General features: G+C 67.5%; 18 protein-coding genes. 4 read left to right on the top strand and 14 right to left on the bottom strand.

The features are described 5' to 3' along the window. Window positions 1-2: 2 nt before the first annotated feature. From lipA to ABV408_RS08560, 12 genes are all read right to left on the bottom strand, one after another. The gene (lipA, locus tag ABV408_RS08615; protein ID WP_353981990.1) at window positions 3-992 is read right to left on the bottom strand and encodes a lipoyl synthase; all 990 of its coding nucleotides are present in this window, start codon (window positions 990-992) and stop codon (window positions 3-5) included. 61 nt (window positions 993-1,053) lie between these two features. Then, window positions 1,054-1,722, bottom strand: a complete 669-nt coding sequence (lipB, locus tag ABV408_RS08610) for a lipoyl(octanoyl) transferase LipB (protein WP_353981989.1) — start codon at window positions 1,720-1,722, stop codon at window positions 1,054-1,056. Window positions 1,723-1,727: 5 nt separating this feature from the next. Next, complete coding sequence (locus tag ABV408_RS08605) at window positions 1,728-2,015, bottom strand: DUF493 domain-containing protein (protein ID WP_353981988.1); 288 nt, start codon at window positions 2,013-2,015, stop codon at window positions 1,728-1,730. Between the two features lie 120 nt (window positions 2,016-2,135). Further along, a complete protein-coding gene (locus ABV408_RS08600; protein WP_353981987.1) occupies window positions 2,136-3,362 on the bottom strand; it encodes a D-alanyl-D-alanine carboxypeptidase family protein in 1,227 nt (408 codons plus the stop codon). 27 nt (window positions 3,363-3,389) lie between these two features. Beyond that, entirely contained in the window at window positions 3,390-4,487 is a 1,098-nt protein-coding gene (rlpA, locus tag ABV408_RS08595; RefSeq protein ID WP_405049931.1) for an endolytic peptidoglycan transglycosylase RlpA, read from the bottom strand. Beyond that, window positions 4,484-5,524 (bottom strand): lytic murein transglycosylase B, encoded by a 1,041-nt coding sequence (gene mltB / locus ABV408_RS08590; RefSeq protein WP_353981986.1) that lies wholly within the window; start codon window positions 5,522-5,524, stop codon window positions 4,484-4,486. Before mltB ends, rlpA begins: the two co-directional genes overlap by 4 nt. A 35-nt stretch (window positions 5,525-5,559) precedes the next feature. Next, complete coding sequence (gene rodA / locus ABV408_RS08585; protein WP_353981985.1) at window positions 5,560-6,699, bottom strand: rod shape-determining protein RodA; 1,140 nt, start codon at window positions 6,697-6,699, stop codon at window positions 5,560-5,562. Continuing rightward, window positions 6,689-8,584, bottom strand: a complete 1,896-nt coding sequence (mrdA, locus tag ABV408_RS08580) for a penicillin-binding protein 2 (RefSeq protein WP_353981984.1) — start codon at window positions 8,582-8,584, stop codon at window positions 6,689-6,691. The genes rodA and mrdA overlap by 11 nt, the downstream gene beginning before the upstream one ends. Before the next feature lie 86 nt (window positions 8,585-8,670). After that, entirely contained in the window at window positions 8,671-9,138 is a 468-nt protein-coding gene (rlmH, locus tag ABV408_RS08575) for a 23S rRNA (pseudouridine(1915)-N(3))-methyltransferase RlmH (RefSeq protein WP_353981983.1), read from the bottom strand. After that, window positions 9,135-9,512 (bottom strand): ribosome silencing factor, encoded by a 378-nt coding sequence (gene rsfS, locus ABV408_RS08570; RefSeq protein ID WP_353981982.1) that lies wholly within the window; start codon window positions 9,510-9,512, stop codon window positions 9,135-9,137. Before rsfS ends, rlmH begins: the two co-directional genes overlap by 4 nt. A 48-nt stretch (window positions 9,513-9,560) precedes the next feature. Beyond that, window positions 9,561-10,265 carry a nicotinate-nucleotide adenylyltransferase gene (gene nadD / locus ABV408_RS08565; protein WP_353981981.1) on the bottom strand — a complete coding sequence of 235 codons (705 nt, stop codon included), beginning with the start codon at window positions 10,263-10,265 and terminating at the stop codon, window positions 9,561-9,563. Next, window positions 10,252-11,535, bottom strand: a complete 1,284-nt coding sequence (locus ABV408_RS08560; protein WP_353981980.1) for a glutamate-5-semialdehyde dehydrogenase — start codon at window positions 11,533-11,535, stop codon at window positions 10,252-10,254. Before ABV408_RS08560 ends, nadD begins: the two co-directional genes overlap by 14 nt. 478 nt (window positions 11,536-12,013) lie before the next feature. On the opposite strand from ABV408_RS08560, the gene ABV408_RS08555 reads away from it, so the two are divergent. From ABV408_RS08555 to ABV408_RS08545, 3 genes are read left to right on the top strand one after another with little or no spacing between them, the layout of a single operon-like run. Further along, window positions 12,014-12,721, top strand: coding sequence for a hypothetical protein (locus ABV408_RS08555; RefSeq protein WP_353981979.1), 708 nt, complete (start codon window positions 12,014-12,016; stop codon window positions 12,719-12,721). Then, entirely contained in the window at window positions 12,712-13,632 is a 921-nt protein-coding gene (locus tag ABV408_RS08550; protein WP_353981978.1) for a diguanylate cyclase domain-containing protein, read from the top strand. The genes ABV408_RS08555 and ABV408_RS08550 overlap by 10 nt, the downstream gene beginning before the upstream one ends. Next, the gene (locus tag ABV408_RS08545) at window positions 13,629-15,035 is read left to right on the top strand and encodes a bifunctional DedA family/phosphatase PAP2 family protein (RefSeq protein ID WP_353981977.1); all 1,407 of its coding nucleotides are present in this window, start codon (window positions 13,629-13,631) and stop codon (window positions 15,033-15,035) included. The genes ABV408_RS08550 and ABV408_RS08545 overlap by 4 nt, the downstream gene beginning before the upstream one ends. A 28-nt stretch (window positions 15,036-15,063) precedes the next feature. On the opposite strand, the gene ABV408_RS08540 is transcribed toward ABV408_RS08545, so the two are convergent. Together ABV408_RS08540 and mpl are read right to left on the bottom strand one after the other, a co-directional pair. Further along, window positions 15,064-15,684, bottom strand: coding sequence for a flavin prenyltransferase UbiX (locus tag ABV408_RS08540; protein WP_353981976.1), 621 nt, complete (start codon window positions 15,682-15,684; stop codon window positions 15,064-15,066). Then, complete coding sequence (gene mpl, locus ABV408_RS08535) at window positions 15,674-17,041, bottom strand: UDP-N-acetylmuramate:L-alanyl-gamma-D-glutamyl-meso-diaminopimelate ligase (RefSeq protein ID WP_353981975.1); 1,368 nt, start codon at window positions 17,039-17,041, stop codon at window positions 15,674-15,676. Before mpl ends, ABV408_RS08540 begins: the two co-directional genes overlap by 11 nt. A 428-nt stretch (window positions 17,042-17,469) precedes the next feature. On the opposite strand from mpl, the gene ABV408_RS08530 reads away from it, so the two are divergent. Next, complete coding sequence (locus ABV408_RS08530) at window positions 17,470-18,729, top strand: 6-phosphofructokinase (protein WP_353981974.1); 1,260 nt, start codon at window positions 17,470-17,472, stop codon at window positions 18,727-18,729. Window positions 18,730-18,782: the final 53 nt, after the last annotated feature.

The raw sequence follows: 18,782 nt of genomic DNA, 5'->3' as shown, positions 1-18,782 counted from the left end.
ATTCACTTCACTTCGACGCCGTGGGCTTGCTTGTCGGCGTGATAGGAGGAGCGCACCAGCGGCCCCGAGGCGACATGGGTGAAGCCCATCGCCCTGCCCTGCTCGGCGAACCAGTCGAAGGTACTCGGATGCACCCAGCGATCCACCGGCAAGTGGTTGCGCGACGGCTGCATGTACTGCCCCAGGGTGAGCATGTCGACGTCATGGGCGCGCAGATCGCGCATGACCTCGATCACCTGTTCGTCGGTCTCGCCGACGCCGAGCATCAGGCCGGACTTGGTCATCACTTCCGGGCGGCGCGCCTTGTAACCTTTGAGCAGATCCAGCGACCACTGATAGTCGGCGCCGGGACGCACCTTGCGGTAGAGCGATGGCACCGTCTCCAGGTTGTGGTTGAAGACATCCGGCGCCTCCCCTTCGAGGATGTCCAGCGCCACCTGCATACGCCCACGGAAGTCGGGCACCAGCACTTCGATCTCGATCTCGGGGCTGTCGCGGCGAATCTCGCGGATACAGTCGGCGAAGTGCTGGGCGCCCCCGTCGCGCAGGTCGTCACGATCGACCGAGGTCACCACCACGTAGTTGAGGCCCATCTCGGCGATCGCTTCGGCCAGCTCGCGCGGCTCCTTGTCGTTGAGCGCATTGGGGCGGCCGTGGGCGACATCGCAGAACGGGCAGCGCCGGGTGCAGATGTCGCCCATGATCATGAAGGTCGCGGTGCCACCGCTGAAGCACTCGCCCAGATTGGGGCACGAGGCCTCTTCGCACACCGTGTGCAGGCCGTGCTTGCGCAGCGTCTGCTTGATATGCGTGACCTGGGGCGAGACCGGCATGCGCACGCGCAGCCAGTCGGGCTTCTTGGGCAGCGTCTCGGTCGGGATGACCTTGACGGGGATGCGCGCGACCTTCTCCGCGCCGCGCAGCTTGACGCCGCGCTCGACACGTCCCGGCTTGTTCGACTCGGGCGTTTGCATGACGGTGGTCTCGGTCATAAGTCCCATCCTGATGATTCATTGAGTTCGGGCGGCGCCTTGCGCGCCCTGGCGATGCCGCTCAGGCCATCGCGTTCGCTGTCAGAGTCGCCGGCTGGTCAGCGCGCTCGACCAGGGTGGCGCCCAGACGCGCGGCGAAGCAACCGGCAAGCCGAGTGGCTTCCGCGTCGAGGTCCGGCGCCACGACGCCGAGGTCGCGCAGCTGGGTCATCTCGAGCCCGGCGTAACCGCACGGATTGATACGCGAGAACGGGGCCAGATCCATATCGACGTTGAGCGCGACACCGTGAAAACTGCAGCCACGCCGGATACGCAGCCCCAGCGAGGCGATCTTGCGCGCGCCGACATAGACGCCGGGGGCATCGGCTCGCGCCTGGGCGTCGATGCCGTGAACGGCGAGCAGGTCGATCACCGCCTGCTCCAGCAGGCTAACCAGCTCACGCACGCCGACGCCCAGCCGGCGGACGTCGAGCAGCGGATAGAGCACGATCTGCCCGGGGCCGTGGTAGGTCACCTGGCCCCCGCGATCACTGGCCACCACCGGAATGTCTCCCGGCAGCAGCAAGTGCTCGGGCTTGCCCGCCCGCCCCTGGGTGAAGACCGGGTCATGCTGCACCAGCCACAGCTGATCGGCACTCGCACCGTCGCGGGTATCGGTAAAGCGCGACATCGCCTCCCATACCGGGCGATAGGGGGCGCGCCCCAGGCGATAGAGCTCCAGCTCGGCCATGGCGCTCACAGCACCATATGCACGCGACCGGTCGCCTTGAGCTCCTCGAACAGCGCGTTGAGCTGCGCCTCGCTGGTCGCCCGGATCACCGCCCGCGCGGACTGGAAGCGGCCATTGCGGCTATCCGAGAGCGTGACCGCCGAGCTGTCGAAGCCCGGCGAGTGGCGTGCGATCACTTCGCTGATGGCAGCGACGAAATCCTCGGCAGCGTCGCCGACGACGCGAATGGGGTAGTCACACGGGAATTCGATCTTGGGTCGCGGCAGATCGACGTTATCGGGGGTCTGGGTCATCGAGTTACGAACCGGCTGCGATTTCCGCCCATTCTACGCAAGAACGCCGCACGCACCAACACGCCCGCCGCGGCCGCCGGATCGAACCGGCGTGCCGCGGCGGGCGTCAGATGGCGTGGATCAGTTGAACAGGCCGGTGACGAACAGCACGATGCTGTCCCACACGCGCTTGAAGATACTGCCCTCTTCGACGCCTTCCAGCGCCACCAGCGGCTCCTGACCCAGCACTTCGTCGCCGGACTTGATCTCCAGCGTACCGATCTGCTGGCCCGCCTGGATCGGCGCGTGCAGCGTTTCGGGGATATTGAGGCGTGCGGTCAGATTGTCGGCACTGCCCCGCGGCACGGTCATGCTCACCTCATGCTGCACGCCCAGACGCACCGTGTCCTGCGCACCGCCCCAGACACGTGCCTGGTTGAGCACCGAACCGGCATCGTAGAGCTTGCGCGTCTGATAGAAACGGAAGCCGTAGTTGAGCAGCCGCTGGGTTTCGGCGGCACGCGCCTCGTCCGACTGGGTCCCCATCACCACCGCGATCAGGCGCGTGTCCTGCTTCTTGGCCGAAGCTACCAGGCAGAAGCCGGCCGCCTCGGTGTGACCGGTCTTGAGGCCATCGACGTCAGGATCGCGCCACAGCAGGCGGTTGCGATTGGGCTGACGAATATCGTTGTAGGTGAAGTACTTCTGCGAGTAGACCTTGTAGTGGTCGGGGTAGTCTTCGATGATGTGGCGAGCCAGGATCGCGAGATCGTGGGCCGAGGAGTAGTGCTGCTCGTGCGGCAGGCCGGTGGGGTTCATGAAGTGCGAATTCTTCATCCCCATGCGCTGCGCCTGCTGGTTCATCAGATCGGCGAACGCCGACTCGCTGCCGGCGATGTACTCGGAGAGCGCAACGCTGGCGTCGTTGCCCGACTGGATCACCACGCCGTGGAGCAGATCCTTGACGCTGACCTGGGTCCCTTCGCGGATGAACATGCGCGATCCGCCGGTGCGCCAGGCGTTCTCGCTGACACTGACCATGTCATCGTCGTGGATGTTACCGCGCTCGATCTCCTGCTCGACGATATAGGCGGTCATCATCTTGGTCAGGCTGGCCGGCGGCAGGCGCTGGTCGCCGTTGTGATTGACCAGCAGCTGGCCGGTGGCGGCATCCATCAGCACCCAGGAAGAGGCCGCGAGCTCCGGCGGCGAGGGGATCATCTGCTCGGGCTGCGGATTGCTGCCCTCGGGCATCTGACTGTCCGGGGTCGGTTGCTGCTGTGCGCCGACTGGAGACGTGAGCAGCCCCAGGCACAGCGACGCCGAGAGGACCCAGCGGGGAAGAGACGAAGTGAACAGCGCTTTCATGACAATCGAATTCTCGTTGAACGAAGGTTACTGGGTGGGCGACACCACGAACGTCTGACCGAAGCCGGCGTCACTCAAGGTTGCCCGAACGGTTTCCAGGGATGCCAGGTCATCGATCGGGCCGACCTGAACGCGATAGAGAGAGGCGCTATTGTCGATGCGCACCGGCTGCGACAGCAAGCCTTGCAGCCTCGACTGGAGCGCCTGGGCCTTGTCCCGCGAGCCCAGCGCGGCGACCTGCAGATAGCGCACACCGCGTGTCACCTGCGCCACTTTGGTCTGCGTCACCGGGCCGGGCGCAGCGCTGGCAGCGTGGGTGCCGGCGACATCAGTATCAGAAACATTAGCATTAGAAACATTGGCATTAGAAACATTGCCAGCAGAAACATGGGCACTGTCATCGTGGGCACCGGCACCGCGCGTGGCGTCCATGCGGTCGGCGGCATTCAGCAGCGTGTCGATGCGCGCGGCATCGTTGCGCTGGGGCGTCGCCGAGGTCTGCCCCGCTCCGGCTACCCGCGCGGGTGCGGCCGGCGCAGCGGCGACCCGGCTCCCCGAGCGGCCACCGCCGTGGGTCTTCGCCCAAACCACCGGATCGATCGCCTCGACCCGCACCCGCCCGGTGCCGTGGCCCAGAATGTCCAGTCGCGCCGCCGCGGCGTAGGAGAGGTCGATCAGACGATCGTCATGGAAGGGCCCACGGTCGTTGATGCGCACGATCACCTGGCGCCCGTTATCCAGATTGGTCACCCGGGCATAGGTCGGTAGTGGCAGCGAGCGGTGCGCCGCCGACATCTTGTACATGTCATAGGGCTCGCCGCTGGCGGTATCGTAACCCTGGAACTTGGTACCGTAGAAAGAAGCCCGCCCCTCGGCGACATAGCCGCTGGGGTCGTTGAGCACATGATAGGTCTTGCCCCACACGCGGTAGGTCGGCCGATTGCCGCTGCGCGAGCGCGGTTCCACCTTGGGCACCGCATCCGGCACCTGGGAGACGTCACGCGGGGCATCGGGATAGCCGTCCTGACTCGCCGCGTAACGCCCGCCGCTACTGCCGGCGCCAGGGCCACCGGCACAGCCGCTGACCAGCAGCGCGGCGGCCAGCATCCACCACAGTCGTCTCACGTCTCCGCCGCCTCCAGCGCGAGCTGGATGCGCTGCGCCAGGGTGGCCACCGCCATGGCGTAGAGATGGCTGTGGTTGTAGCGAGTGATGACATAGAAGTTGTCGAGCCCGAGCACGTAGCGCACATGCCCGTCGGCGTAGTCCAGCGCCAGCGGCATCACCTTGTCATCGGGCGTGAGCGAGCCTGCGGTGGGACGGATGCCCGCCGCCGCCAGCTCGGACACACGGATCGACGGCGGCTCGGTCTGATTGAACACCAGCTGAGCCGGCGGCGTCACCGGCCCACTGGCTTCGACCAGTACCGCCTGACCGCGGCGCCAGCCGTGCTCGCTGAAATAGTTGGCAATGCTGCCGATGGCATCGGTGGGGTCGCTCCACAGATCCTTGAGCCCATCGCCGTCGAAATCGACCGCGTAGGCCTGATAGCTGGTGGGGATGAACTGCGGGTAGCCCATGGCGCCGGCATAGGAACCATAGCGCGAGGCGGGGTCGACGCCCTGGCCCAGCGTGATGGTCAGAAACGCCATCAGCTCGCGGCGAAAGAAGTCGCCACGGGTCGGATGATGAAACGCCAGCGTGGCGAGCGAATCAAGCACCCGGTGGCTGCCCTTGTGCGCCCCAAAGCGGGTCTCGACGCCGAGAATCGCCACGATCACCTCCGGCGGCACGCCATACTTGCGCTGGGCACGATCCAGCGCCTCGCGGTGCTGCTGGAGAAACGCCACACCCTGGGCCACGCGATCGGGCTGGATGAAGATATCGCGGTACTGATCCCAGCGCAGCCGGCGCTCGGCGGCGTGATTCATCGCCTCGAGCACCTGCGGCCGGTAGCTGGCGGCACGCATGGCGTCGTCGAGCTGCTGCGACGACAGCCCTTGCGCGCTCAAGGTATCGAGCATGGCGCGCACCTCGGGGTGCGTCGCCGGGTCGAAATCGCTCTCTGCCAGCGCCGTCCCGGCGCTCGAAAGCCCTCCCGCCAGAACTACCATCAGGGCCAGTGCCCGGGTCAGACTTCCCTGTTTCCAACGCAGCGCCATGCGCCAGTGCTCCCTGCTGCAGCCCACCGCGACGCTCAATGCTTGAGCAGGCGGCGGTGCGTGTGAATCGACATGAGAATACCGAAACCGGCCATCAAGGTCACGCTGGAGGTCCCGCCATAGCTGACCAGCGGCAGCGGCACCCCGACCACCGGCAGGATACCGCTGACCATACCGATATTGACGAAGACGTAGATGAAGAAGGTCAGCACGATACTGCCGGCGAGCAGACGGCCATAGGTATCCTGGGCCTGATTGGCCATTACCAGCCCGCGCGAGACCAGCAGCAGATAGAGCACCAGTATGGTCGCCATGCCGATCAGGCCGAACTCCTCGCCCAGCACCGCGACGATGAAGTCGGTGTGGCGCTCGGGCAGGAACTCCAGCTGCGACTGGGTGCCCAGCCCCCAGCCCTTGCCCTCGAGCCCGCCGCTGCCGATGGCGGTCTTCGACTGGATGATGTTCCAGCCGGCGCCCAGCGGATCGCTCTCGGGGTTGAGGAAGGTCAGCACCCGCTGGCGCTGGTAGTTGTGCATGTTGAGCCACAAAAGCGGCATCGCCGCCCCTGCCATCACCGCCAGGCTGAGGATGAAGCGCCACGACAGCCCCGCCAGCAGGATCACGAACACCGCCGCCGCGGTCACCAGCATCGAGGTACCCAGGTCCGGCTGGCGCGCGATCAGCAGCACCGGCACCGCGATGATCACCCCGCACACCAGCAGATCACGCCAGGATGGCGGCAGCGGCCGGCGATGCAGATAGGCCGCCAGCATCATCGGCATGGCGATCTTCATCAGCTCCGAGGGCTGGAAGCGCAGCGGACCGATCTCCAGCCAGCGCTGCGCACCCATGCCGATATCGCCCATGATCTCCACCGCGATCAGCATCAGCAGCCCCCCGCCATAGGCCAGCGGGGTCCAGCGGTAGAGCGTCGCCGGTGAGAACTGGGCGATCACCACTGCGCCGACCAGCGCGATCCCCATGCGGATCGCCTGGGCCAGGGTGGTCTGCGCCGACATGCCGCTGGCACTGTAGAGCACCACCAGGCCAAAGGCGATCAGCAGCAGCAGAATCGACAGCAGCCAGGGGTCGAGGTGCAGCCGCAGCCACAGCGAGCGCTTGCGTCCGACCCGCGCGCCATGGGTCGGCGCAGTGCGTTGAAAATCAATCGCCATCGAGACTCTCGACCTCTTCAGGAACGGTGGCACCGGGTTGGTCGTGCAGCTCGCTCTGAGGCAGCAGCCAAGCATCGGTGAGCTCGCGGCCGAGCCCCGACACCCCGCCGCCGGCGTTCTCGACGATCACCGCCACCGCGATCTGCGGATCTTCCACCGGCGCAAAACCGATGAACAACGCGTGGTCGCGCAGGCGCTCGGCCAGCTCGCTGGCGTTGTACTTCTGGTTCTGCCCCAGTGAAAAGACCTGCGCGGTCCCGGTCTTGCCCGCCATGGTGTATTCGAGGCCAGCGCCGGCCTTGCGCGCAGTGCCCTCGCGGCCGCTCATGACCTCTTCCATGCCCTCGTAGACGTCGTTCCACCACTGCGTCTTGTCGACCTGCACATCTGGCTTGGTGTCGGGGAACGGCGGCTTCACCGGCTGGTCACCGATCCGCTCGGCCAGGTGCGGGCGCACCCAGTGGCCGTGATTGGCCAGCGTCGCGGTGGCCGCGGCCAGCTGCAGGGGCGTGGCCATGAAATAGCCCTGACCGATGCCCGCGGAGAGGGTCTCCCCCGGGAACCAGGGCTGGTTGTACTTCTCGCGTTTCCACTCCCGCGACGGCATCAGCCCCGGCAGCGCCCCCTGGACATCCAGCGAGTTGACCTCGCCGAAGCCGAATTCGTGCATGAACGACGACAGCCGGTCGATGCCCAGGCGGTAGGCCATGGTATAGAAGTAGGTGTTGTTGGAGACCTCGATCGCCCGCCGCAGGTCGACCCGCCCGTGCCCCCAGCGCAGCCAGTTGTGGTAGCGCCGGGTATCGTTGGGCAGTTGGAAGTAGCCTGGGTCGTAGACGATATCGTTGGCATCGACGACCCGGTTCTGCAGCGCCGCCAGCGCCTCGAACGGCTTGACCGTGGAGCCCGGCGGGTATTGGCCGCGGGCGGCGCGGTTATAGAGCGGCAGATCGATATCGTCCTGCAGCGCGCGGTAGTCGGCGTAGGAGATACCGGTGACGAACTTGTTGATATCGAAACCGGGGGCCGAGACCATCGCCAGGATATCCCCGGTCTTGGGCTGAATGGCGACGATGGCGCCACGGCGGCCGCCGAGCAGATCGTAGGCCAGATGCTGCAGGCGGCTATCGATGGTCAGGGTGAGGTCCTTGCCCGGCACCGGCGGCTCACGGTCGAGTTCGCGCAGCACGCGCCCGCGGGCGTTGGTCTCGACCTTGCGCAACCCGGCCTTGCCGTGGAGCTGGTCCTCGTAGGTGTACTCGACCCCGGTCTTGCCGATGAAGTGAGTACCGGCATAGTTGCCCGGATCGAGATCGGCGAGCTCCTCGGCGTTGATCCGCCCGACGTAGCCGAGCACGTGGGACATCACGATCGGATCGGGATAGTAACGCATCAGCTGCGCCTCGACCTCGACCCCGCTGAGCAGATAGCGGTTGACCGCCAGGCGGGCGATCTGGTCCTCGGTGAGGTCGCTCATCAGCAGCGCCGGCTGGTAGGGCCGCTGACGCTGCAGCGAGCGCTCGCGGAAGGTCTCGACCTCGTCCTCGGGCAGACCGAGGATCTGCACCAGACGCTCGAGCGTGGCGTCGAGGTCATCGACCCGCTCACGCACGATGGTGAGATTGTAGGTGGGGCGGTTTTCCGCCAGCAGCTGACCGTTGCGGTCGTAAATCAGACCGCGTCGGGGCGGCAGCGGCTCGACCCGCATGCGGTTGTTGTCTGAGCGGGTGATGAAGACATCGTGCTCGACCACCTGCAGATAGAACAGTCGCGACACCAGCGCGCCGGCCATCAGCACGATCAGCGCCGCGGCGACCAGAGAGCGGTTGCGGAAGACGCGGACTTCCTGCTCGTGATCCTTGACTCGCTCGCGCCGCTTACGCATGACGGCGCCGGATCAGGGCGGGATTCGGCCCGCGGGGGGCACAGCGTTGCGGGGCGGCGAATAACGGCAAGCGACTGACTCTCTGACTAACGGTGATACGGGTGCCCGGCAAGCAATGTCCAGGCACGATAGAGCTGCTCGGCCAGCAGCACCCGCACCAGCGGGTGCGGCAGCGTCAGTGGCGAGAGCGACCACGACTGGCGCGCACGGGCACTGAGGCGCGGATCGAGTCCGTCGGGGCCGCCGATCAGCAGCGCCACGTCCTGTCCGCCCTGGCGCCAGTCATCGAGCCGCTGCGAGAGCTGCTCGGTGGTCCACGCCGAGCCTTTGACCTCGAGCGCGACGACATGTTCCTGATCGCGCAATTTTTCCAGCATGCGATCGCCTTCGCTGTGGATCGCCCGGGCGATATCGGCATTCTTGCCGCGCGCGCCAGGGGCGATCTCGACGATCTCCAGCGGCATCTCACGCGGCAGCCGCTTGCGGTACTCCTCGACGCCCGCCTCGACCCAGGCCGGCATCCGCGTGCCCACCGCCAGCAGCCGCACCTTCATCCGCGCGACTCGTGCCGCTCGCCGTGGCTGGCTCCCTGCTGGCGATCGACGGGCAGATCGGCCCACAGTCGCTCGAGATCATAGAGCTGGCGGGTCTCCGGCATCATCACATGCGCAACGACGTCGCCCAGGTCGACCAGCACCCAGTCGCCGCCCTGCTGCCCTTCGATGCCCAGGGGGCGCAGGCCGGCCTCTTTGGCTTTATCGATCACGTTGCCGGCCAGCGCCGAGACGTGACGTGAGGAGGTGCCGCTGGCCACTACCATGACGTCGGTCACACTGGTCAGCGCGGCGACGTCGAGCTCGACCACGTCGCGCGCCTTCAACTCCTCCAGCGCCTCGACGACTAACGATTTGAGAGAATCTGTCTGCATAGCTCCTCGTTTGGGAATCGCTGCCCCGAATTCAGGGAAACGCGCATTCTACTCCGATGAGACGTCGGCGCCACTCTTCACCTCGCGATAGAGCCCCTGGGCGGCGATATAGCGCTCGGTCGCCTCGGCCAGCAGGTAGCGCACGCTCTGTCCACACTGCAACCGGCGGCGCACCTCGGTGGCGGCGATCGCCATGCGGCTGGGCAGGCTGAGCCTGAGCACCCCGCCCGCGGGTGCACTCATCAATGCCTCGGCGGTGGCGACTTCGCGTCCGGCGATCAGCCGCGCCAGCTCAGGCGCCAGCGGCGCGGCATGGTCGGGCCGGTCGAGCACCACCACATGCGCCAGCGACAGCAGCCGCTGGTACTGATGCCAGCGCGGCAGGCCGAGGAAGGCGTCGTGCCCCACGGCCATCACCAGCCGCGCCTGCTCGCCGTACTCGGCGCGCAGCGAAGCCAGCGTATCCACCGAGAAGGAGTGGCCGCTGCGCTGGATCTCGCGATCGTCCGCGAGCAGCCCCGGGGTGTCGCCGATGCCCGCAGCGAGCATCGCCAAGCGGTCACCAGCGGCGATACCGGGCGCGGCGCGATGCGGCGGCACATGCACCGGAATCATGTGCACGCGATCCAGCGCCAGCGCCTCGCGCAACTCGACCGCACTGCGCAGATGCCCCAGATGCACCGGATCGAAGGTGCCCCCGAGCATCGCGATGCGCGGCGCCCGGCCGCTCATACCAGCGTCACTGGCGCACATGACCATCGCCGAAGACGACGTACTTGCGGGTGGTCAACCCCTCCAGCCCCACCGGGCCGCGGGCGTGCAGCTTGTTGGTGGAGATACCGATCTCGGCCCCCAGACCGTACTCGAAGCCGTCGGCGAAGCGGGTCGAGGCGTTGACCAGGACCGAACTCGAGTCGACCTCGGCGAGAAAGCGCCGCGCCAAGGTCACGCTCTCGGTGACGATGGCATCGGTGTGCTGCGAGCCATGGCGATTGATATGGGCCACCGCCTGCGCGAAGTCCTCGACCACGCGGATGGCGATGATCGGCGCCAGATACTCGGCATCCCAGTCCGCCTCGTCGGCGGCCACGGCGTCGGCGATCCACTCTCGGGTCAGCGCACAGCCGCGCATCTCCACGCCCTTGTCGCGGTAGATGGCAGCCAGTCGCGGCAACACCCGCGGCGCCGCCTCGACGTGGACCAGCAGCGTCTCCATGGCGTTGCACGGCGAGTAGCGCTGGGTCTTGGCGTTGTCGGCGATCGCCACCGCCTTGTCGCTGTCGGCAGCGGCATCGATATAGACATGGCAAACGCCGTCGAGATGCTTGATCACCGGCACCGTCGCCTCGTCGGCGATACGCGCGATCAGCGACTTGCCGCCGCGCGGGATGATCACGTCGACGCTGCCGCTGAGCCGGATCAGCTCGCCCACTGCGGCGCGATCGGTGGTCTCCACGACCTGCACCGCGTCCTCGCTCACGCCCGCATCGCGCAGGCCGTCACGGATGCAGGCCGCGATTGCGGCGTTGCTGGCAGCGGCCTCGGAGCCACCCCGCAGAATGCAGGCATTACCGGACTTCAGACACAGGCTGGCCGCTTCCAGGGTCACGTTGGGGCGCGACTCATAGATGATCCCGACCACCCCGAGGGGCACCCGCATCTGGCCCACCTGGATGCCGCTGGGCTGGTAGCGTAGCCCCTCGATCTCGCCCACCGGGTCGGGCAGCGCGGCGACCTGACGGGCGCCCGCGAGCATGGCGTCGATGCGTGCCGGCGTCAGCGCCAGACGGTCGAGCAGCGGCTCGCTGAGCCCGCGCGCGCGGCCGCGCTCGAGATCGGCGGCGTTGGCGCTTTCGAGCGCCGGGCGGGCCGCATCGAGCCGCGCCACGATGGCCGCCAGCGCGGCATTCTTGCGCCCGCTGTCGAGCGCTCGGAGCGTGGTGCTGGCGACACGGGCACGCTCCCCGAGACGCTGCATATAAAGCGGGATGTCGTCGACGCTATCGGTCGCGGAGTGTGACATGACGTGGTATCTCTTCAAGGGTGCCGGTCAACGATGGCGTCAGGGGCACGAACGCCCCGGCGTGCCACGCCCAACGGTGCCTGGCGGCGCTCGGCCGGCCGCAACCGCTGCAGGCAAGAGTTTGTCTCGAATCGTGATTCACAGTGTACGGTCAGTGACAGCCCGTGCGATAGTTGCAGCATGGAATCCGCCAGGGCTCGAGCGCGCAGCGCGTCGCCCACGACGGAAGCCGCTGCCCCGCTGGGGCAACGGCCGCGCGCGACATCGCCCCAGGGCACGCGCCATGCCGACTGTCGTCTGCGCAGAGACCAGACGGCGTTCCGAACCACGCAGAACCATCGGCCCAATATAAGCCACCATGCCAAGCAAGTACAAAAGCCCCGGGACAACGGCGCTGACTCTCGCCTGCGTGGTAGCTGCCGCCGCCACGGGGGCGTTCACCGAGGGGGGTGTGCGGCTGATCGCCTGGAGCGGTGCCGTGGCATTGCTCGTCACGCTCGCCTGCGGTGCGCGCAGCAGCTGCTGGATCGCCCCGGCGGCCGCCACGCTGGCGGTGATACTTCTCGCCACCGGCCACCCGACGACCCTGCCCTGGATCTGGATGCTGCCGCTGTGCCTGCAGCCGCTGAAAGGACGCGTGGGACTGGCACTCAACCTGGTCGCCTTCGTCCTCGGCGTGACGTTCATCGCCCGGCACTTCTCGCTCCCGGCCACGCTGCTGGCCGCGACGTCGCTGGTCATCGTCTGGCTGCTGGCCCAGGAGCAGCGCCTACGGACCCGGCCGCTGCTCAATCGCCAGGGCGCCCAATGGCTGCTGCCACCGTCGATGCTGGACGCCGATGCGCGTCACGAGCAGCGCCGGGTGGAGCGCGAATCGCTCTACGGCGAGGTGGTGATATTCGGCTGCGCCCACTCCACGCCCAGTGACATGCACGAGCTCAGTCGCCTGCTATATGACCAGCTGGCGCTGTACGAGCGCGCCTACCGGCTCAACGACTACGGCATCGCAGTCCTGCTGGTGGCCAACGACGACAAGCTGGCAGAGCAGCGCCGCCACCAGCTACAGCACGCCATCGCTCCCCATCGCATCGTATCGCACACGCCGTTACCCCAGCTCGGCGACCGCTTCGCGCGCTACCGCACAAAACGCACCAGCCACCGTCGCGAGACGCAGCCATGGGCATAAGCCGCTACAAGCTGGCCGCCCAGCTGCTGGCACTGGCAATGTTCACCGGGCTGGCACTGTGGCACTACCTGATGCGCCACTACGACCTCATTCTGCCCCCGGCGCTGCTCGCCTGCGGGCTATTGGTGTCACTGCCACTGCAGTGGCTGGGCCGGCTGCGCCCGGCGTTGGCCGACTACCTGATGCTGGTCGGGGCGTTGACCCTGTTTGCCATCGAAGCGCCCGGCTGCGTCAACGGCATGCTGTGGCTGGGGCTACCGACGGTGGTCAGCCTGCTGGTGCTGTCACTCCCCCTGGCGGTACTGCTCAATATCGCCCTGGTGCCCGCCTGGACACTGTTGCTGGGGGGCACGCATGTATCGCTGTTGACCCTCAGCATGGGCTGGTGGCTGGCACTCAGCGCCGCCCTGGTATTGAGCAGCCTCGACGCCCGCCGCCGCCGAGCGCTGCGCCTGCCACACTGGCGCCGCGACCCCAAGCTGCCGCGTCAGGCACTGCAACGCAGCCTGGCAGTCGAGATAGCGCGCGCACAGGCGCTGGGCCGGCCGCTCAGCGTACTGGTGCTCTACGTGCCCCAGATCGATCAGGCCGATGACCAGTTCGGCACCGAGCTGCGCGAGGCACTCTCTCACGCCTTCAGCCACGCAGTGGTCAACGACAGCCGCCATAGCGACCTGCTGGGCGAGTACCGCGAGAACGTTTTCTGTCTGATACTGCCCAATGCTGGCGAGAGCGGCGCCCTGGCCGCAGGCCGCCGGCTGGCCGCCACCGTGGCCACCATATCGCGTCCGGAGACCGGCCCGCTGGAGAGCTTCAGCCGCGTCTGCATGCTCCAACCCGGCGAAGCCACGGCACACTTCCTGACCCGGCTCGACAACGCCGCCACCAAACTGCTGGAACCGCTCGCTTGAATTTCACCCACTGGCTCTACTCGCTCTCCCCGTCACCCACCCTGCTACTGCTGATCATCGCCGGCGTGGCACTGCTCGAATCGCTGGCGGTAGTGGGTATCGTCGTGCCCGGCGTGGTCCTGCTCGGCGCCGCCGCCAGTCTCGCCGGCCATGCCGACATGTCGATCGCCCTGGTGCTAATCGCCGGCACCCTGGGCGCATTCGCCGGCGACAACCTGAGTTTCTGGCTGGGGCGCTCGCAACGCACGCGCATCCCCGGCTGGTGGCCGCTCGACCGCCACCCGGAGTGGCTCGGGGGCGGTATCGACTTCTTCCAGCGTCACGGCACGATGTCGGTGGTGATCGGCCGCTTCGTCGGCCCGGTGCGGCCGTTCGTGCCGCTGGTGGCGGGCATGCTGTCGATGTCCAGCCGACGCTTCGCGTTGGTCAACGCGATCTCGGCGTGCGTCTGGGCACCGGTCTATCTGCTGCCGGGCTACTGGCTGGGGCGCTCCTGGAGCGAGCTGATGAAGCTGCCGCCGGAGGCCGAACACTGGCTGCTGGTGCTGTCGCTCTCGCTGCTCGCCCTGGGGGTGCTGTTCTCCTGGTTCCGCTACCAGCTGAGCGGCCAGGGCCGCCTGCACCGCTGGCTCGAGGGCTACCAGCAGCGCCACCCGGCCTGCGGGCGCCTGTGGCGCGCGCTGCGCTCGCCGCCCCCAGCAAGCGAGTTCCCGCTGGCCTCGCTCTCGCTTTTGCTGACCAGCCTGATCGCGCTGGTCGCCTGGACCACCTGGGTGCTGATTCACCACGGCCCGCTGCCGATGGATCGTCAGATCCACGCGCTGGCGGCGATGCTTCAGCATCAGTGGCTGCTGGGTACCAGCGAGACGCTGGCCAAGATCGGTGACGCACTCGGCATCACGCTGTTGATGGCACCGTGGCTGCTGTGGCTGGCCTGGGCCCGGCGTTTCGCCGCGCTGCTGCATCTGGCCGGCGCGCTGGTCGCGGTGGCCGTGGCCAACACCCTGTTCAAGGCCCTGGCCGGACGCGCGCGACCGGACACGCCGGACTACCTCACCGGATCGATGTCCTACCCCAGCGCCCACACCTCTACCAGCGTGGTGGTGGTGGGGCTGACCGCCGCTTTCGCCGCTCAGGTGATGCCGCTGCGCTACCGCGCCTACGCCTACTGGGCCGGCATCCTGGTGTGCACGCCCATGGCGCTGTCGCGGCTGGTGATCGGTGTGCACTGGGCCAGCGATCTGATCGGTGGCGCCCTGCTCGGGCTGATCGTGTGCGCGCTGACCCGCATCAGCTATCAGCGCTGGCAGCGCCCGGACCTGGCGATGCCGCCCTGGCCATGGCTGGCGCTGGCGTCGCTGGTCCTGGAGACGGCGCGCGTGCTGCTGTTCCCGCCGGTATAGGCCGGTACCAACCGGTATGAAGGGTGGCCTACTCGCCCCAACTCGGCATCAGGCGCTGGGGGAGGCCGAGCTGGGCGAGCATCCGCGCGACCACGAAGTCGACCATGTCGGCGACGCTCTGCGGGCGATGATAGAACCCGGGCGCAGCCGGCATGACCACCGCCCCCATCCGCGTCAGCGTCAGCATGTTCTCGAGATGGATCTGCGACAGCGGCATCTCCCGCGGCACCACGATCAGCGGGCGACGCTCCTTGAGCGCCACGTCCGCCGCACGCTCGATCAGATTGTCACTGGCGCCACAGGCGATCGCCGATAGCGTACCGGTGGAGCAGGGGCAGACCACCAGCGCGCGCCAGTCGCCGGAGCCGGAGGCCACCGGCGCCAACCAATCCTCGCGCCCGAAGCAGCGGATCTGCCCCGCTTCCGCGCCGAAGCGCTCGCTCAGCGCCGCGGCCAGGCGCTCCGGCTGGGCCGGCAAATCGAGTTCGGTCTCGATCGCGATCACCCGGTGCGCGGCCTTGGAGATCATCACATAGAGCGGCTGCCCGGCGGCGACCAGACACTCGATCAGGCGCAGCCCGTACTGGGCGCCCGAGGCGCCGGTCAGCGCCACCGCCACCGGCCCACCGTGCGGGGCATCACTCTGCATGCTGCACCTCCAGCGCCGCGAGCAGCTTGGCGTGAATGCCGCCGAAGCCGCCGTTGGACATGACCACGATGCGATCGCCCGGGCGTGCCGCAGCCGCCACCTCACCAACCAGCGTTTCCAGGTCGGTCGCCACGCGGCTACCGGCATGCCCCGCTACCACCTCGCTCAGCGACCAGTCCAGCCCCGGCGGCTGATACCACCAGACCGCCTCGGCCAAGGCCACGCTCTCAGCCAGGCGCGACTTCATGGTGCCCTGACGCATGGTGTTGGAGCGCGGCTCGATCACCGCCAGCAGCCGCCCGCCATGATGATCCCGCGCCAGCCCCTCCAGGGTCAGCGCGATCGCCGTGGGGTGGTGGGCGAAGTCGTCGATCACCTGGATACCAGCGACGCTGCCGCGCAGCTCCTGGCGCCGCTTGGGCGCCAGGAAATCGGCCAGTGCACGGCATGCAACTGCCGGCGCCACCCCGAAATGGCTCGCTGCCGCCACCGCGGCGGCGGCATTGGCGGCATTGTGGCTGCCGCTCATCGCCCAGCTCACCGGGTAGCGCTCACCGGCATGCTCGAGGGCGAAGGCGCGGCTGTCGTCGGAATCCAGCACCAGCCGCCAGACGCTCTCCGGCAGCGTGCCGACCCGCTCCACCGGGGTCCAGCAGCCGCGCGCCAGCACCCGCTCCAGGGCGGGCTCGCCGGCGGCCACGATCAGCCGGCCATCGCCGGGTACGGTACGCACGAAATGGTGGAACTGGCGCTCTATCGCCGCCAGATCCTCGAAGATATCCGCGTGATCGAACTCGAGATTGTTGAGAACCGCGACATCCGGGTGGTAGTGCACGAACTTCGAGCGCTTGTCGAAGAAAGCGGTGTCGTACTCGTCGGCCTCGATCACGAAGGGCGTAGCATCGCCGCCCAGCCGCGAGGAGACGCCGAAGTTGCGCGGCACACCCCCGATCAGAAAGCCCGGCTCGAGACCGGCGGCCTCGAGAATCCACGCCAGCAGGCTGGCCGTGGTGGTCTTGCCATGGGTACCGGCCACCGCCACCACCGGGCGCCCGCCGAGCACGTACTGGGCCAGCCACTGCGGCCCGGAGACATAGGGGATACGCGCATTGAGCAGCGCCTCGACTTCCGGATTGCCGCGCGACAGGGCGTTGCCGACGACCACCAGATCGGGCCTCGGGAACAGATTGTCGGCGCGATAGCCCTCACTCAACTGGATCCCGGCCTCCTCCAGCTGGTGACTCATCGGCGGATAGACGTTGGCGTCGGAGCCAGTCACCCGATGCCCGAGCGCCTTGGCCAGACGGGCCAGACTACCCATGAAGGTGCCGCAGATGCCCAGAACGTGAACGTGCATGCCCTCTCCCTCGGGACGATTGACGCGATGACAGCGACCGCCATGGCCGCGATGACGAAGCGGCGAGCCTAGCATGCCGGCAGCGGGCGAACCACAGAGCGCCCCGCCCCAGGGCCGCGTGCGCCCCCCTGCAGCCGCGCGCGTTCGGCGCTTCCCCCGCCTCTCATCCTCTCCCTCACCGTGCGGCCCAGAAAAATGACCGCCGCGGTGACCAGTGCCTCGTATTAACAGCCCTTGGCCTTTCGGCTATGCTTGGCCGCGCAACCGAGACTCGCACCCCCGACACTTGCCCTTCGCGGCCGCGCTGCGCCCGTCGACGTGGGCGTCGCACGGCTCGATTCGGCGGCGCCATGGATGGCGCCGCCCCGCTGCGCCAGGCCGGCGCGACGCCGTGCATGAGATATCAATCCCAGGAGATGAGAGCCGATATGGCCAAGCACAATGCCTTTTACGCCCAGTCCGGTGGCGTCACCGCCGTCATCAACGCCAGCGCCTGTGGTGTGATCGAAGCCTGCCGCCGCCATGCCGACCGCATCGGGCACGTCTATGCCGGCCATAACGGCATCATTGGCGCCCTCACCGAAGACCTGATCGACACCAACCAGGAGAGCGACGAAGCCATCGCCGCGCTGCGCCACACGCCGGGCGGCGCCTTCGGCTCCTGCCGTTACAAGCTGAAGTCGATCGAGAGCCACCGTGCCGAGTACGAGCGCCTGATCGAGGTGTTCAAGGCCCACGATATCCGTTACTTCTTCTATAACGGCGGCGGTGATAGCGCCGACACCTGCCTCAAGGTATCGCAGCTCTCCGAGAAGATGGGCTATCCGCTCACCGCCATCCACGTACCCAAGACGGTCGACAACGATCTGCCGATCACCGACAACTCCCCCGGGTTCGGCAGCGTGGCCAAGTACGTTGCTACCTCCACCCGCGAAGCGGCGCTGGATATCGAATCGATGTGCGCCACCTCGACCAAGGTGTTCATCTTCGAAGTCATGGGCCGCCATGCCGGCTGGATCGCGGCGGCCGGGGCCCTGGCCGGCGAGAGTGCCGAGCAGGCGCCGCACGTGATCATCTTCCCCGAGATCGCCTTCGACCGCGCCGCGGTCATGGCGCGCATCGATGAGGCGGTGAAGCGCCACGGCTTCTGCGTGATCGTGATCTCCGAAGGCGCCCAGTACGCCGACGGCACCTTCCTCGCCGATGCCGGCAGCACCGACGCCTTCGGCCACAAGCAGCTCGGCGGCGTGGCGCCGACCCTGGCCGGGATGGTCAAGGCGGATCTCGGCTACAAGTATCACTGGGCGGTGGCCGACTACCTGCAGCGCGCCGCGCGGCATATCGCCTCGCGTACCGACGTCGAGCAGGCCTACGCCGTGGGCAAGGTCGCGGTGGAGCTGGCGCTCGACGGTCAGAATGCGATGATGCCGGCGATCAAGCGTGTCTCCGAGAGCCCTTACGAATGGCAGATCGAGGCGGCCCCGCTGGCCGAGATCGCCAACCATGAGAAGTTCATGCCGCGCGACTACATCAGCGAGGATGGCCTGCACATCAGCGAAGCCGGGCGCCGCTATCTGGCCCCGCTGATCCAGGGCGAAGACTTCCCGCCGTTCGAGAATGGCCTACCCAAGGTGGCCAAGCTGGAGAAGGTTCGGGTCGCACGCAAGCTGCCCGACTTCACCGTCTGAGAGGAACACCGTGATCAGCGCCACGTGCTCGGCGCTGATCACGGCAGCTGTCA

Source organism: Salinicola endophyticus (genome assembly GCF_040536835.1).
GTDB classification, from domain to species: domain Bacteria; phylum Pseudomonadota; class Gammaproteobacteria; order Pseudomonadales; family Halomonadaceae; genus Salinicola; species Salinicola endophyticus_A.
Note: the sequence above shows the minus strand (reverse complement) of the source record. Positions and strands in the feature narration are given on the sequence as shown.